The 14,163-nt window shown below is 36.2% G+C and carries 14 protein-coding genes and 1 other annotated feature; all 14 genes read right to left on the bottom strand.

What is annotated here, in order from left to right:
* Positions 1 to 117: 117 nt before the first annotated feature.
* The 14 genes from ileS2 to divIB all read right to left on the bottom strand — a co-directional run bounded on the left by ileS2 (position 118) and on the right by divIB (position 14,156).
* Positions 118 to 2,883, bottom strand: coding sequence for an isoleucine--tRNA ligase (ileS2, locus tag AC0NJG_RS07110; protein WP_143881477.1), 2,766 nt, complete (start codon positions 2,881 to 2,883; stop codon positions 118 to 120).
* A gap of 71 nt (positions 2,884 to 2,954) precedes the next feature.
* Positions 2,955 to 3,179 (bottom strand) — a binding site (T-box leader).
* A gap of 51 nt (positions 3,180 to 3,230) precedes the next feature.
* Positions 3,231 to 3,737, bottom strand: coding sequence for a septum site-determining protein DivIVA (gene divIVA / locus AC0NJG_RS07105; RefSeq protein WP_001131612.1), 507 nt, complete (start codon positions 3,735 to 3,737; stop codon positions 3,231 to 3,233).
* Positions 3,738 to 3,826: 89 nt separating this feature from the next.
* Positions 3,827 to 4,594 (bottom strand): YlmH family RNA-binding protein, encoded by a 768-nt coding sequence (locus tag AC0NJG_RS07100; RefSeq protein ID WP_087954474.1) that lies wholly within the window; start codon positions 4,592 to 4,594, stop codon positions 3,827 to 3,829.
* Between the two features lie 15 nt (positions 4,595 to 4,609).
* A complete protein-coding gene (locus AC0NJG_RS07095; protein WP_000450919.1) occupies positions 4,610 to 4,873 on the bottom strand; it encodes a YggT family protein in 264 nt (87 codons plus the stop codon).
* A gap of 6 nt (positions 4,874 to 4,879) precedes the next feature.
* Positions 4,880 to 5,350, bottom strand: a complete 471-nt coding sequence (locus AC0NJG_RS07090; RefSeq protein WP_000119138.1) for a cell division protein SepF — start codon at positions 5,348 to 5,350, stop codon at positions 4,880 to 4,882.
* A gap of 19 nt (positions 5,351 to 5,369) precedes the next feature.
* Positions 5,370 to 6,044 (bottom strand): YggS family pyridoxal phosphate-dependent enzyme, encoded by a 675-nt coding sequence (locus tag AC0NJG_RS07085; protein WP_016718318.1) that lies wholly within the window; start codon positions 6,042 to 6,044, stop codon positions 5,370 to 5,372.
* A complete protein-coding gene (pgeF, locus tag AC0NJG_RS07080) occupies positions 6,041 to 6,859 on the bottom strand; it encodes a peptidoglycan editing factor PgeF (RefSeq protein ID WP_087996512.1) in 819 nt (272 codons plus the stop codon). The genes AC0NJG_RS07085 and pgeF overlap by 4 nt, the downstream gene beginning before the upstream one ends.
* A gap of 118 nt (positions 6,860 to 6,977) precedes the next feature.
* Complete coding sequence (locus AC0NJG_RS07075) at positions 6,978 to 7,262, bottom strand: YlmC/YmxH family sporulation protein (RefSeq protein WP_048550538.1); 285 nt, start codon at positions 7,260 to 7,262, stop codon at positions 6,978 to 6,980.
* A gap of 167 nt (positions 7,263 to 7,429) precedes the next feature.
* A complete protein-coding gene (gene sigG, locus AC0NJG_RS07070) occupies positions 7,430 to 8,209 on the bottom strand; it encodes an RNA polymerase sporulation sigma factor SigG (RefSeq protein WP_000197753.1) in 780 nt (259 codons plus the stop codon).
* Positions 8,210 to 8,366: 157 nt separating this feature from the next.
* Complete coding sequence (gene sigE, locus AC0NJG_RS07065) at positions 8,367 to 9,086, bottom strand: RNA polymerase sporulation sigma factor SigE (protein ID WP_000976948.1); 720 nt, start codon at positions 9,084 to 9,086, stop codon at positions 8,367 to 8,369.
* 19 nt (positions 9,087 to 9,105) lie between these two features.
* Positions 9,106 to 10,023: a sigma-E processing peptidase SpoIIGA gene (gene spoIIGA, locus AC0NJG_RS07060; RefSeq protein WP_140421291.1), complete on the bottom strand. Its 918-nt coding sequence runs from the start codon at positions 10,021 to 10,023 to the stop codon at positions 9,106 to 9,108.
* 460 nt (positions 10,024 to 10,483) lie between these two features.
* Positions 10,484 to 11,638 carry a cell division protein FtsZ gene (gene ftsZ, locus AC0NJG_RS07055; RefSeq protein WP_000888991.1) on the bottom strand — a complete coding sequence of 385 codons (1,155 nt, stop codon included), beginning with the start codon at positions 11,636 to 11,638 and terminating at the stop codon, positions 10,484 to 10,486.
* A gap of 39 nt (positions 11,639 to 11,677) precedes the next feature.
* Positions 11,678 to 12,985 (bottom strand): cell division protein FtsA, encoded by a 1,308-nt coding sequence (gene ftsA / locus AC0NJG_RS07050; protein ID WP_001087553.1) that lies wholly within the window; start codon positions 12,983 to 12,985, stop codon positions 11,678 to 11,680.
* Positions 12,986 to 13,385: 400 nt separating this feature from the next.
* Positions 13,386 to 14,156, bottom strand: coding sequence for a cell division protein DivIB (gene divIB, locus AC0NJG_RS07045; protein WP_000798232.1), 771 nt, complete (start codon positions 14,154 to 14,156; stop codon positions 13,386 to 13,388).
* Positions 14,157 to 14,163: the final 7 nt, after the last annotated feature.

The following is a 14,163-nucleotide window of genomic DNA, read 5'->3' as shown; positions in this document are numbered from 1 at the left end:
CCGAAATTTATATGCTTACCTCTCACACATTTTTCCTTCATAGGAAAGAGAGTGAAAGTTATTTCAATATACTGTTAACCAAAAAAATGACTGCACTTTACGTGCAGTCACCCCTTATTATTTTACATAATTTTCTTTAACAACCGTTGCACAACGCTCACATAATGTTTCATGTTCAGCATCTTTACCAATTGTTTCTGAAACTACCCAACAACGTTCACATGTTTCACCAGTTGCTTGAGCAACAACAACCGCTGTATGTTCATACTTCGGTGCATCTGCTGGCGCTTCTTCCATCATGCCACCAAGTTTGTACTCAGAAACGATGAATAATTGCTTTAAGTCTTCGTTAATAGACTCTAACATAGCTTTCATTTCTGCAGTTGGATATAGCGTAATGCTTGCATTTAATGACTTACCGATTACCTTTTCATTACGAGCTACTTCTAACGCTTTTAATACGTCATCACGCAATGTCATAAATGCATCCCATTTTGTTTTCAATGCTTCTGCACCATCTAATTGTACAGCTTCTGGCATATCAGTTAATTGTACACTTTCTTCTGTTACACCCGGAATGTATGGCCATACTTCATCAGCTGTATGCGGTAAGATTGGTGTTACAAGTTTCGTCAATGCAACAAGAACATCATATAATACAGTTTGAATTGCACGACGATCTTCATGGTTTGCACCTTCAATATATAAAATGTCTTTTGCAAAGTCTAAGTAGAATGAACTTAAATCAATTGTACAGAAGTTATGAATTGCATGATATACAGCAGCGAAGTCGTACGTCTCATATGCTTCTTTTACTTTTGTAATTAAGTCATTTAATTTCACCAACATATAACGATCTACTTCACGAAGTTCAGCTACAGCTACTGTATTTTCACTTGGCTTAAAGTCGTCTAAGTTTCCTAATAAGAAACGGAATGTGTTACGGATTTTACGATACACTTCTGCTACTTGTTTTAAAATATCATCCGAAATACGTACATCAGATTGATAGTCAACAGAAGATACCCATAATCGTAAAATATCTCCGCCTAATTGATCCATAATTTTCTTCGGTACGACGATGTTTCCAATCGACTTACTCATTTTACGTCCTTCACCATCTAATACGAAACCATGACTTAGTACGCCTTTATATGGCGCTTTTCCTGTTACAGCAACTGCTGTCGATAATGAAGAGTTAAACCAACCACGATATTGGTCAGATCCTTCTAAATATAAATCTGCTGGACGTTGTAAGTCATCGCGCTCTTCTAATACCGCTTGGTGAGAAGAACCTGAGTCGAACCATACATCCATGATGTCTGTTTCTTTACGGAATTCACCATTTGGGCTACCTGGATGTGTAAATCCTTCTGGTAATAGATCTTTCGCTTCACGCTCAAACCATACGTTAGAACCGTGTTCACGGAATAAATCAGCTACATGGTTAATTGTTTCATCCGTAATAATTGGATCACCATTCTCAGCATAGAATACAGGAATTGGCACACCCCATGCACGTTGACGAGAAATACACCAGTCACCACGGTCACGAACCATGTTATGAAGACGCGTTTCGCCCCATGCTGGTACCCATTTTGTTTCCGCAACAGCTTCTAATAGCTCTTTACGGAATGCTTCAATAGATGCAAACCACTGTGCTGTTGCACGGAAAATAATAGGTTTTTTCGTTCTCCAATCATGTGGATATGAATGCGTAATGAATGTTAGCTTCAGTAATGCGCCTACTTCTTCTAATTTTTCTGTAATTGGCTTGTTAGCTTTATCATAGAATAAGCCTTCAAATCCAGGTGCTTCCTCTGTTAATACACCTTTATCATCAACTGGGCAAAGTACTTCTAAGCCATACTTTTTACCAACAATAAAGTCATCTTCCCCGTGTCCTGGTGCTGTATGAACACAACCTGTACCTGCATCTGTTGTTACGTGATCTCCTAGCATAACTAATGAATCACGATTGTAGAATGGATGCTTTGCAACTGTATACTCAAGTTCGCTACCTTTTACCGTTTTCACAACTTCAGCGTTTTCCCACTCTAACGTTTTTGCAACTGTCTCAAATAGTTCAGAAGCAATAATATATTTTTCATCATTTACTTTCACGATGCTGTATTCAAGTTCTGGGTGAACAGAAATACCTAAGTTTGCTGGCAACGTCCAAGGTGTTGTTGTCCAGATAATGAATTTCTCATCACCTTCTAATACGTTCTTTCCGTCTTTTACAGGGAATGCTACGTAAATAGATGCTGATTTTTTATCTTGGTATTCAATTTCAGCTTCTGCTAAAGCTGATTCACTCGTTGGTGACCAGTAAACTGGTTTTTGTCCTTTATAGATATAACCTTTTTTCGCCATATCACCAAACACTTTAATTTGTTGTGCTTCATAAGCTGGCTCTAAAGTAATGTATGGGTTATCCCAATCAGCACGTACACCTAAACGCTTAAATTGCTCACGCTGACGTTCTACTTGTTCATATGCATACTCTGCACATAACTTACGGAACTCAGCAACTGTCATTTCTTTACGCTTTACACCTTTATTTGTTAAAGCTTGTTCAATTGGTAAACCGTGTGTATCCCAACCTGGGACATATGGTGCACAGAAACCAGTCATTGATTTATAACGAACGATAAAGTCTTTTAATACTTTATTTAATGCATGTCCCATATGAATGTCACCATTCGCATATGGAGGTCCATCATGCAGTACAAATAAAGGACGACCTTTCGTATGTTCTTGTACCTTTTCATAAATATTCATTTCCGCCCACTTTTCTTGCATTGCAGGCTCACGTTTTGGTAAATTCCCACGCATTGGGAACTCTGTTTTTGGCATTAGTAATGTATTTTTGTACTCCATGCTCAATTCCTCCTTACATGTATAAAAGAAAGACCTAAAAAACGGAATAAAAAAGAGACTTTCTCATCCCAAAAAGGGACGAGAAAGTCTCCCGCGGTACCACCCTAGTAGATCCTATACGTATGTATACAATCCTCTTTATATTCTTAACGCGAATATACGCCTACGCTTACTCTATTTGTTCAGCGCGGAACTCCAGGGTGATATTCCCATTATCTCCTTATCCTGAGCTTACACCATCCTCAGTTCGCTATATAAGGTATGAAAAAGGTACTTATCCCTATCTTCGTTTTTCTTAATAAATATGTTGTTTAAAATTATATGTAATAATGAGAAAAACGTCAAGCTTACACTGTTTCTTCTTTTTTCAACAGCTCGTCTACTTCGTCTTCTAACTCAATTAGTTTATCCCAATCATCGTTGTTTAACATTTCAAGCTGTGTTTCTAATAACATACGGAAACGAGTGCGGAATACTTTCGCTTGTTTCTTTAGCTCTTCAATATCAAAAGCAACTTTTCTTGATTTTACTAAAGCTTCGTTAATAATACGGTCTGCATTCTTTTCAGCTTCACGTACAATTAATTTTGCCTCTTTTTGCGCATTACGTTTTACTTCTTCCGCTGCTTCTTGTGCAACAACGATAGATTTGTTTAACGTATCTTCAATATTAGAGAAATGATCTAACTTCCCTTCTAATTGCGCAACTTGTTCTTCTAAAGCTTTTTTCTCACGAATGACTAATTCATAATCTTTGATAATTTGATCAAGAAACTCATTTACTTGATCCTCATCATAGCCACGGAATCCGCGACCAAATTCTTTGTTATGAATATCTAATGGTGTTAACGGCACAACGCCACCTCCAAGTAGTTATCTAAATTTCCTCTTTCAATTATATCTTTTCTTCGACAAAATAGGAGGATTTCCTTCTAAAAAACCAATCATTTTAGTATACCATACAAAATTCTCCATTTGTCGCGCTTTGTTCTACCTTCTACAGAAAACAATTTACTGCGTCCATATCCTCTCACTGAAAAAACATCTCCTGGATAACATTCATAAGAGGTTTGCTCCACTGTTTTCCAATTCACTTTTACTAAACCATTTTTTATGAAAGGTTGTACTTTTTGCCTAGATATATGTAACATTTCAGCTAACATAACATCTAAACGAAGTGAAGAAACTGTTCCGGATTTCTCCCCCCACGTTTCTTGTATCTGTAGAATTTTTTCCCCTTGCACTGGTAATAAGGAGACTTTCACTTTTCCTATAGATTGTAAGTTCATCTCAATATAAGATACAACTTCTTTCGCGACTACAATTTGGGCACGATCTTCTTGAAGCAAAATATCACCACATTTTTCTCTCGTTAAACCGAGAGACATAAATGTACCTAATATTTGCCTATGCTCTAGCGTATAAAACTTGGAAGGATAGTCAATTTCCAATACTTCTACTTGAAATTCCTCTTCATTTACTACTAGATAGTCCGGATAAATGAGTGCTCTTTTGCGCTCTGCTTGAGACGTTGCACCATCAAACTGTACAGCAACATCTCCTTGCCCTATTACCATCGTGACAATTTGTTGTTGTCTTGGATCAAGAAAGTCTGTTAACTTCACTTGATGGTACTCCGCTGCTCGCTTCCACTCTAACACTTTATCCACAAAGACCACTTCATCAGGTCTAAAATGCTCGTAGATGCTCATGTATTTAACCTCTTACTATAAGAAATAGCCGAATAAAGTTACTAAACCACTTGTAGCAAGTCTCAACGCAAAAATCGCAACAAGTGGTGAGATGTCAATCATACCAAGCGGCGGAATAAATCTGCGAAATGGTTCTAAATACGGTTCACAAATACGGGCAAGAAAATCTCCGAAAGTTGATTCCTTTGCACCTGGGAACCATGATAGGAGAATGTAAATAATAAGTGCCCACGAGTAAATCTCGATAGCAGTAACTAAAAGCCTTAAAACTGTTTCCATGGCGTATTACCACCTCTTTATATTTGTGTCTTCTTCTTCACCGAATAACTCTGAAATTGCCCCAACTATATCTACATTTTCAGGCGTACACATAAATGTTTTCGGTCCTATTTTTTGAATGTCCCCGCCTATAGCGTATACAGTACCACTTAAAAAGTCAACGATACGTACAGCTTGATCCGTAGACATTCGTTGTAAATTAATCACAACAGCTCGTCTACCTTTTAAATGGTCCGCAATTCCTTGCGCTTCCGAATATGTGCGTGGTTCTAATAAAACAACTTTTGAAGATTGCTTCGCTGTTTCAATACTCACAACATTTTGTTTCGTTTGCGCTTTTGGAAACGTAACATCTTGTTGTTCTGGCGGATCTTGCTGCTTCTTCATGTCTGTTTGCTCCTTTTCATAACTATATTGAGCTGCTTCTTTTTCTTCAGGTGTATCAAAAAAGAAGTATTTTACTTTTGACCAACTCATAATAAGATTCTCCTTCCTTTTACGCTTTTCCTACTAAAATCGTCCCCAAACGAATGTATGTAGCACCTTCTTCAATTGCAATGGTGTAATCATTAGACATTCCCATTGATAATTCTTTACATGGCGCATGTAATAATTCTAACTCCTGTACTTCTGTTTGTAGCATACGTAATGTCTTAAAACAGCGTCTGATTTCTTCCTCTTCTTCTGTAAATGGAGCCATTGTCATTAGTCCAACCACTTCAATCTTATCCAATTCTTGCAAACTTTGAATAAAAGAAACGGTTTCTTCTATTGCCAATCCTTGCTTTGATTCTTCAGATGATGTTTTCACTTGAATAAAACATTTCACTTTCTTATCCGCACGTTTTTGAATTTCTTTTGCAAGTGAAAGACGATCTAATGAATGTAAATAATCGATTTCATTAATGATTTCTTTTACTTTTCTCGTTTGTAATGAGCCAATAAAATGCCAATTCACTTTTGAACCGAAATGTTCGTACTTCTGTAAGAAACCTTCATTTCTATTTTCACCTAAATCGATAATTCCTGCTTCAATTACTTCGTTTGTTTTTTCAATTCCTACCGTTTTTGTAACCGCAACGAGTTTAATATCTTGCAACGAACGTCCTGCTCGTGCGCAAGATTGTTTAATTGATTCGTTTACAGTTGTTAAATTTGTTTGTACTGTCACTTGCTTTCTTCCTCCTTAAAACCTATGAAACTCAACATTCTTCCCGTCTTACCTTGATCACGACGATGAGAGAAAAAGAGTTGTTCTTCACAGCTTGTACAAAGAGATGACATTACAATATTCTCTTCTTTTATACCTACTTGTAAACATAATATACGATTAATTTCTTTTAAATTAATTGCATACTGTCCGTCAGTAATTTTTTTATAAGGGACAGAACCGTTTACTACTTGCTCTGCTGCTGTTAACACTCGATCATCAACAACGTAACAACAAGATCCAATTGCTGGTCCAATCGCAACATGAATTTCATCACTTGAAATCCCTTCTGCATTCCATTTTTGAATCATTTCTTTTGCAATCTCTTTTACAGTCCCTTTCCATCCAGCATGCGCAAGTCCTATCATACCATGTGATGGTGCATAAAAATAGAGTGGAACACAATCCGCGTAACAAGATGTTAGAAGAACATCATTATTAGTCGTATAAATGCCATCTGTTTTTGAAATGCCGTCTTCATATGAATAAACGCCACTTCCTTTTTCCTGTTCTCCCACTTTTTCAACATGATGATCATGAACTTGTTCAGAGCAAATCCAGTTTTCTAATGGTTTTTGTAACTTATTTGCTAAAATGCGTCTATTTTCATGAACGTTCTCCGCAATATCATTCACATGTAATCCTAAATTCATCGCATGAAAGGAGTCCGTACTTACCCCACCATCTTTTGTCGTAAATCCAGCAGTAATGTTCCCAAGTTCTTTCCACGCTTGTAAATACAGTATACCGTCCACATATTTAAATGGCTCTCTCATAATAGCGGCTCCTTTTAATTAAAATAACATAAAAAAGCATGGTACTTCCTGTCTATTTTACCATACTTTTATTTTTTCATAATCCTAACAGAAAAAAAAGAGGAATTTGTAATATTCTTTATGAAATTGTCGGTGTTTGTATTGATTCTGTTACAGAATTAACAGAACTTACTCTAACAAGTATGACATCTTCCCCAATTTTCACAATTTCTTTCCAAGGAATTACAATTTCTATATCTTTCCCAAAAATCCCTAACATACGTGTCTGTTTGGAAATAATAATAGACTCGATTTTTCCTGTGTTCATATCGATTTCGATATCTCCAATATTACCCAGCCTTTTTCCGTCTGAAACATTTATTATATCTTTCATCTGTAATTCCGAAATTCGTATCACTTTCATCCTCTCCCTTATATATGACGACTCGAAAAAAAATTGTTTCTCAAATGAACAGGAAGCACCCTCTTGCCAACCTCATATTATTTTCATTATATGAACACAGCTACCCTACTATGAGCGCAAACAAACTATATGACATATAAAAAGGTCTCACCATAAATGGTGAAACCTTATCCTTGAATCGTCTTATTCATTTGTTTAATAGCTGATTTCTCTAAACGTGACACTTGCGCTTGAGAAATCCCAATTTCTTCTGCAACTTCCATTTGTGTTTTTCCTTGGAAGAAACGTTTTCGAATAATCATTTTCTCACGATCATTTAAACGCTTCATTCCTTCTTTTAGAGCTAACTCTTCAACCCACTGCTCGTCCTTTTGTTTTTCATCACTTAACTGATCCATAACAAAGATAGGATCTCCCCCATCGTTATAAATCGGCTCAAATAATGAAACTGGATCTTGAATCGCATCTAAAGCAAAAACAATTTCTTCATGAGTCACTTCAAGCACTTTTGCAATATCCATTGCTGTCGGTTCTTTTGAATTTTCTGCAATCAATTTTTCTCTTACTTGTAACGCTTTATACGCAATATCTCGTAAGGAGCGAGATACGCGAATCGGATTGTTATCACGCAAATATCTGCGTATTTCCCCAATAATCATCGGCACAGCATACGTTGAAAATTTTACATTTTGGCCTAAATCAAAGTTATCAATGGATTTCATAAGTCCGATACAACCAACTTGAAATAAATCGTCAACATATTCTCCTCTGTTATTAAATCTTTGGATGACGCTCAGTACAAGACGTAAGTTTCCATTCACTAATTTCTCTCTTGCGCTTATCTCTCCACTTTGCATTTCACGAAATAATTTACGCATTTCATCATTTTTTAGTACGGGAAGTTTAGCTGTATCAACACCGCAAATTTCTACTTTGTTTCTCGTCAAAGTGTTCCCTCCTATCGGGAGTTGCTGTACAGTGTAAAGTATTTCCTTTGAAGGGGATTTTATGCATGCGGTTTTCTCTTCATTTTTTATTTTAGTTGTCCTTCCTTATACAACTAAATAGAATAAGACCAGCCTAGATAACGGCTGGTCTTATTCTTTACACCATTTTATTAAATTCTTTTCGTAATCTTTTTATGATTCTTTTTTCTAAACGCGAAATGTATGACTGTGAAATCCCAAGCATATCCGCTACATCTTTTTGCGTCTTTTCCTCTCCTCCAGCAAGCCCAAACCGAAGTTCCATAATTTGTTTTTCACGATCATTTAATTGATGCAATGCTTTCATTAGAAGATGACGATCCACAGTCGCTTCTAAATCTTTCGTAATAATATCATCGTCTGTACCTAATACATCTGATAATAAAAGTTCATTTCCATCCCAATCGATGTTAAGCGGTTCATCAAAAGAAACTTCTGAACGATTTTTATTATTCCTGCGCAAATGCATTAAAATTTCATTTTCGATACAACGTGAGGCATATGTTGCTAATTTTATTTTCTTTTCTGGATTAAATGTATTCACCGCTTTAATAAGACCGATTGTTCCAATGCTAATCAAATCTTCAATATTAATCCCTGTATTTTCAAATTTTCTCGCTATATATACGACTAGCCGTAAGTTGCGTTCAATCAGTAACGATCTTGCCGCCTGATCTCCTTTTGGCAATTTATTTAAAAGAACTTCCTCTTCTTCTTTCGTTAACGGCGGTGGTAACGCTTCACTTCCACCAATGTAATAAATTTCATCGGTCTTAATTCCTAATTTCAGCAATACTTTATACCAAAGGTATACTAAATAAAATTTTAATTTCATCATATTATCCCGCCTCCCATTATTAAGCGATTACCATTTTTTGAGAAATCAACATTTTCGGATGCACAATACATTGATACTCTCCATTGGTTGACAACTGTTGTGTATTTAACCCAATCAATACTTTGTTCACAACAATAGAACTTCCTTCATGATAAATTTGTACACTGTCTGGCTTAATTGCCCATAAAAATTGACTTTCTACTCCCACTGCTCGGAAAGGAATTAAGCGTAATTTTGTCGCCCACCCAGAATCATTTTCTGGTATTTGAGGAATTTCTGTTTTGGAATAAATTTGTTCTGTTAACCAAGCTGGCAAACAATGTTCTAACGATGAAATATGCATAATCATAACAGGTGTTTTCGTTAACGGGTCATAAAGTTGATTTCCACTATCAATTAAGCCTGCAAGTTCTAGCTCCTCTTCAGCTAATTGAATTTTCAATTTCACAATTTGATCATAGTGTATTTTTGTAACCTCTACGCTTTCAATACGCTTTTTAGAAAAATAATAAATGACTGGAAAACCAAAAATAACAAACAACCAGCTAATTGGGTCACCGTAAGAAATTGATTGAGATTGAACCAACCCATTTACCATTTCATTCGTTTGCAAAAAGAAATGAGTGCCCATTAACCCTCCGCCAACCATAAAGGTTACAAAATAAAAAGTAAAAACAGTTTGTGCATAATTTCTAAATGTTGTAAACCCAAATGCTGTATACACAATAAGTAACGAGTACAGTAGTTTCATAATTGGATGTGTCATCACAGAAGCAAAAGGAGTAAAGGCAAAAATAACAATGGTTGAACCTATCAATGCCCCTAACACAAGCCTCCATCTTTTGATCTTCTTTTTTAACACGGTAGCTGTTAATAAAAGTAAAAGAAAATCAATGCAGGCGTTTAACAACCAAACAACGTCGGCGTAAACAACCAAACAATTCACCTCTTTTTTTAAGTTGAGACTAGTATAATGCATATCCAATAGGAAAGTGTGTCAATTTGCGGAGGTGTTTTTTTGTTATTTTGTGCTTTCTAGACATAATCTGTCGGTAAAAAATAAAAGTATATGCTTCATAGAATACTATACTTTTTTATTTACATATAAAGTGAAACTTTAATCAGTGGGTGTTTTCTTCACCCTACTGATTATTAGTTGAACCAATCGGGCTTTTACGGGCAGCCCGACCCCCACCTAACTTCTTTGCTTTCGCTGAATTTTGAGGTGAGGTCTTATTACTCGTTAATGCGGGATAAAGTAAGATTTCAATCGACCCTCATCAATCGGACTGCACAAAAATTAGCGGAATCAAGTGAAATATATAACAAAAAAAGACCTGCTTAGCAGATCTTTTCCCTGTATAAAACAAAAAAGGAGCATAAATGCTCCTTTTCTTTTATCGTCTACGACGATTACGTAAGAATGCTGGAATATCGATATCATCTGAATCTGAATGACGCTCATGTACAACCGGCTCTTCACGCTTCATTTCACGTTTTACTTCACGTTGTTTTGGTGGTTGAGCTACTGGCTGTTGCTGTTGTTGCGTGTGATTCACATTCGGACGGATAATTGGTTTTGGTGGTTGAGTTGCAATTGTATCATCAAAACCAGTTGCAATTACAGTTACAACGATATCATCTTTTAATCCTTCATTAATAACCGAACCGAAGATCATATTTACTTCTGGATCTGAAGCTGAAGCTACAATGTCTGCCGCTTCTTGTACTTCATATAAGCTTAAGTTAGCTCCACCCGTAATGTTCATGATAACACCTTGAGCTCCATCAATAGATGTTTCTAATAATGGACTAGAAATCGCTTTTTTCGCAGCTTCAGCAGCACGATTTTCTCCATTACCAGAACCAATACCCATTAAAGCAGAACCTCTATTAGACATAATTGTCTTTACGTCTGCGAAGTCTAAGTTAATTAAACCTGGTGTTGCAATTAAATCTGAAATACCTTGAACACCTTGACGTAATACGTTATCTGCTTCACGGAATGCCTCTAACATTGGCGTGTTTTTATCAACAATCTCTAATAAGCGATCGTTTGGAATTACAATAAGTGTATCTACATTTTCTTTAAATGCCGCAATACCAGATGCCGCTTGTGTTGCACGCTTACGTCCTTCAAATGTAAATGGACGTGTTACAACACCAACTGTTAATGCACCTAATTCTTTTGCCACTTGAGCAACAACTGGAGCTGCACCAGTTCCAGTTCCGCCGCCCATACCAGCAGTTACGAATACCATATCAGCACCACGAAGTGCTTCTTGGATCTGTTCTTTACTTTCTTCTGCAGCTTTTTTCCCTACTTCAGGGTTTGCACCTGCACCAAGTCCACGTGTTAATTTTCCACCAATTTGCATTTTCGTTTCAGCTTTTGATAGATTTAATGCTTGTGCATCAGTATTCACAGCGATAAAGTCTACACCTTGTACACCGTGTTCAATCATACGGTTTACAGCATTGTTTCCGCCACCGCCGACACCGATAACTTTTATATTCGCTAATTGATCTTGAGTAGTATCAAACTCTAACATGTCGAAATCCCCCTAGAACCTCATTTTTCGTGTCCAATTTTAATCCCATAAATAACGGAATACACGTTTTACTTTTGACATCATACGGTCATCATTTTGATTATTATTGTTTTGATTACGCGTTTTTTGTTTCGCAGGTTGCTGTTGTACCGGCGTTGGAGCTGGTGCTGGTACTGGTTCAAAATGCTCTTGTTTTTCCTGTACATTTTTCCCACGCAACTTAGCTTTTTGATAAGAATGTTTAATTAATCCTACTCCACTTGTATATTGGGGCTCACGCACGCCAATATAATCAGGAGTTGCTATACGAACATTTTCATGTAAAATATCATATGCAAGATCAAGAACACCTGGCATAGAAGCAATTCCACCAGTTAGTACATAACCAGAAGCTACTTGCTTTACTCCTAACTTACGCACTTCATCTTGAACAAACATTAAAATTTCCTCTACACGAGCCTCTATTATATCCGATAATTCCAACTGAGAATATTGTTCTGTTTGATCGCTTCCCATAATAGGAACCGTAAACATCTCTTCTTCAGACGCTGTATCATAAAAAGCATGTCCATATTTCAACTTAATTTGATCTGCATTTTCTGTTGAAGTTTTCAACCCAATCGCAATATCCTTCGTTATATGGTCTCCACCTAATGGTAATACGCTCGTTGCTTGTAACTCTCCATCTTTAAAAATAGATAAAGTTGTAGATCCTCCCCCCATATCAACAAGGGCTACTCCTCTATTTTTTTCATCTGAAGATATAGCAACTGTTGCAGCCGCTAAAGGTTGAAGACAAATATCAACAATTTCAAGACCTGCTTTTTCTACACAACGAAGTAGGTTATGTAGTAAAGTTCTTGAGCCTGTAATAAGTGTACCTTCCATTTCTAATCTTACACCGATCATCCCGCGCGGATCGTTAATCTCGTCAAGACCGTCTACAATGAACTGTCGAGGTACCACATCAATAAACTCACGTTCTGGAGCAATTGACACAACTTGTGCTGCATCTAGAACGCGTAAGACATCTTCATTCCCGATTTCACGATCTTCATTTGAAACAGCGACTACTCCGTGACAAGGAAGTAGCTGTACCTGGTTTGCATTGACACCTACTACAACTTGCTCAATGTGGATTCCCACCATGCGCTCAGCTTGTTCAATTGCTTTTTTAATTGATCGAACAGTCTCGTCTATATCAACTATCGATCCCTTCTTTAAACCATTTGATTTTACATTTCCAACACCAATAATGTTTAAGCTGTCATTAACCATTTCACCAATGATGACTTTAACATTGGATGTACCGATGTCAAGACTAACATATATTTCATTGCTGTTCATTCTTTGGCACCTCCTTCTTTATTTATACCATACAACTCAATATATGGAACAACAATCGCAACTTTACTATTTATAAGAAAAATATTCAACGTCTTTATACGTTTCCCTTTTTTAACCCTATATTTTTCTTATTTTTATTTAACATTCATTTAAGAATATCGCAGTAAACTGTGAATAACTGCTTATCTTGAAATAATTCTATTTCAAGTGTAAAGATTACCGCCAAGTATAAGTCTACACTAAGATGTACTCATAGAAAAGTGAAACTTGTACCAATCCTAGTATGAATCTAAGAATTTTTACATATTTTTCATCAAATGAACCATTCTTGTAAATTCCTATGCACCAAGCAGAACATTCGTTTCGTTTTTTCTACAATAACGTAGTAAAAACTATCATTCTATTCTTTTTTTTCTTCTGCTCCTAATTCTTTCGTATACGCCCCTACTTCTAAGTCAATTAATACCTTTTTACCTGGCTCAATTGTTTTTAAGATAAGTGGATAAGCTTCCATACGTTTTGCGAAATTTTGAATCGTAGTGCTCACTTCATACCCTTCATTCATATATAAAGTAAGGTGGTCTTCATTCGCATTCGTCGGTGAATAACGAATTTCAGAAATAGACCTTAAAATAGTTGGTGTTAATTTTTCAAGCTCAGCAATTAACTCCTTCATTTTCTCCTCTTTAAAAGGTTCAAAAATTGGCGCTGCAACAGGAAGTTTTCCGTTCGGGAGTACATCAAGTGTTTTCCCGTTCTCTAATAACGGTTGTAATTTCCCATCTTTGTTTATATAACCAATCGTTAAATATTCTTCAATATGAACGTCAATTTTATTTGGAAAACGTTTCTTTACATTTACTGCTTTAATTTCTTTTCGTTTCGTTAAGTTTTCTTCTGCTTTATGTGCTGTCACTCGGAAATAACTTGTATCATATGTCACACCTGATTCCTTCATCACTTGTTCATCTGTCATGTAATGATTTCCAAACACGCTTATCTTTTTTATATTGCTAAGCGGAGACCGAAAATAAATTAAAAAGAGCACTAATAAAAATAAAATTGATATGTATAAAATCAACCGATGATTAACATTTTTCTTGTTTTTTTTCTGTTGATTTTTTAACTTTGGTACACGATCCTGTAGTTTAATCACTTTACTATTTTTCATGTACGAT

Source organism: Bacillus sp. SSR7, from assembly GCF_055902415.1.
Note: the sequence above shows the minus strand (reverse complement) of the source record. Positions and strands in the feature narration are given on the sequence as shown.

Bases quoted from the DNA above. Each gene is read 5' to 3' on its own strand.
- ileS2 (WP_143881477.1), bottom strand. From the start codon at position 2,883: ATGGAGTACAAAAATACATTACTAATGCCAAAAACAGAGTTCCCAATG.
- AC0NJG_RS07100 (WP_087954474.1), bottom strand. From the start codon at position 4,594: ATGAGCATCTACGAGCATTTTAGACCTGATGAAGTGGTCTTTGTGGAT.
- AC0NJG_RS07095 (WP_000450919.1), bottom strand. From the start codon at position 4,873: ATGGAAACAGTTTTAAGGCTTTTAGTTACTGCTATCGAGATTTACTCG.
- AC0NJG_RS07090 (WP_000119138.1), bottom strand. From the start codon at position 5,350: ATGAGTTGGTCAAAAGTAAAATACTTCTTTTTTGATACACCTGAAGAA.
- pgeF (WP_087996512.1), bottom strand. From the start codon at position 6,859: ATGAGAGAGCCATTTAAATATGTGGACGGTATACTGTATTTACAAGCG.
- AC0NJG_RS07075 (WP_048550538.1), bottom strand. From the start codon at position 7,262: ATGAAAGTGATACGAATTTCGGAATTACAGATGAAAGATATAATAAAT.
- sigE (WP_000976948.1), bottom strand. From the start codon at position 9,086: ATGATGAAATTAAAATTTTATTTAGTATACCTTTGGTATAAAGTATTG.
- ftsZ (WP_000888991.1), bottom strand. From the start codon at position 11,638: ATGTTAGAGTTTGATACTACTCAAGATCAATTAGCGAATATAAAAGTT.
- ftsA (WP_001087553.1), bottom strand. From the start codon at position 12,985: ATGAACAGCAATGAAATATATGTTAGTCTTGACATCGGTACATCCAAT.
- divIB (WP_000798232.1), bottom strand. From the start codon at position 14,156: ATGAAAAATAGTAAAGTGATTAAACTACAGGATCGTGTACCAAAGTTA.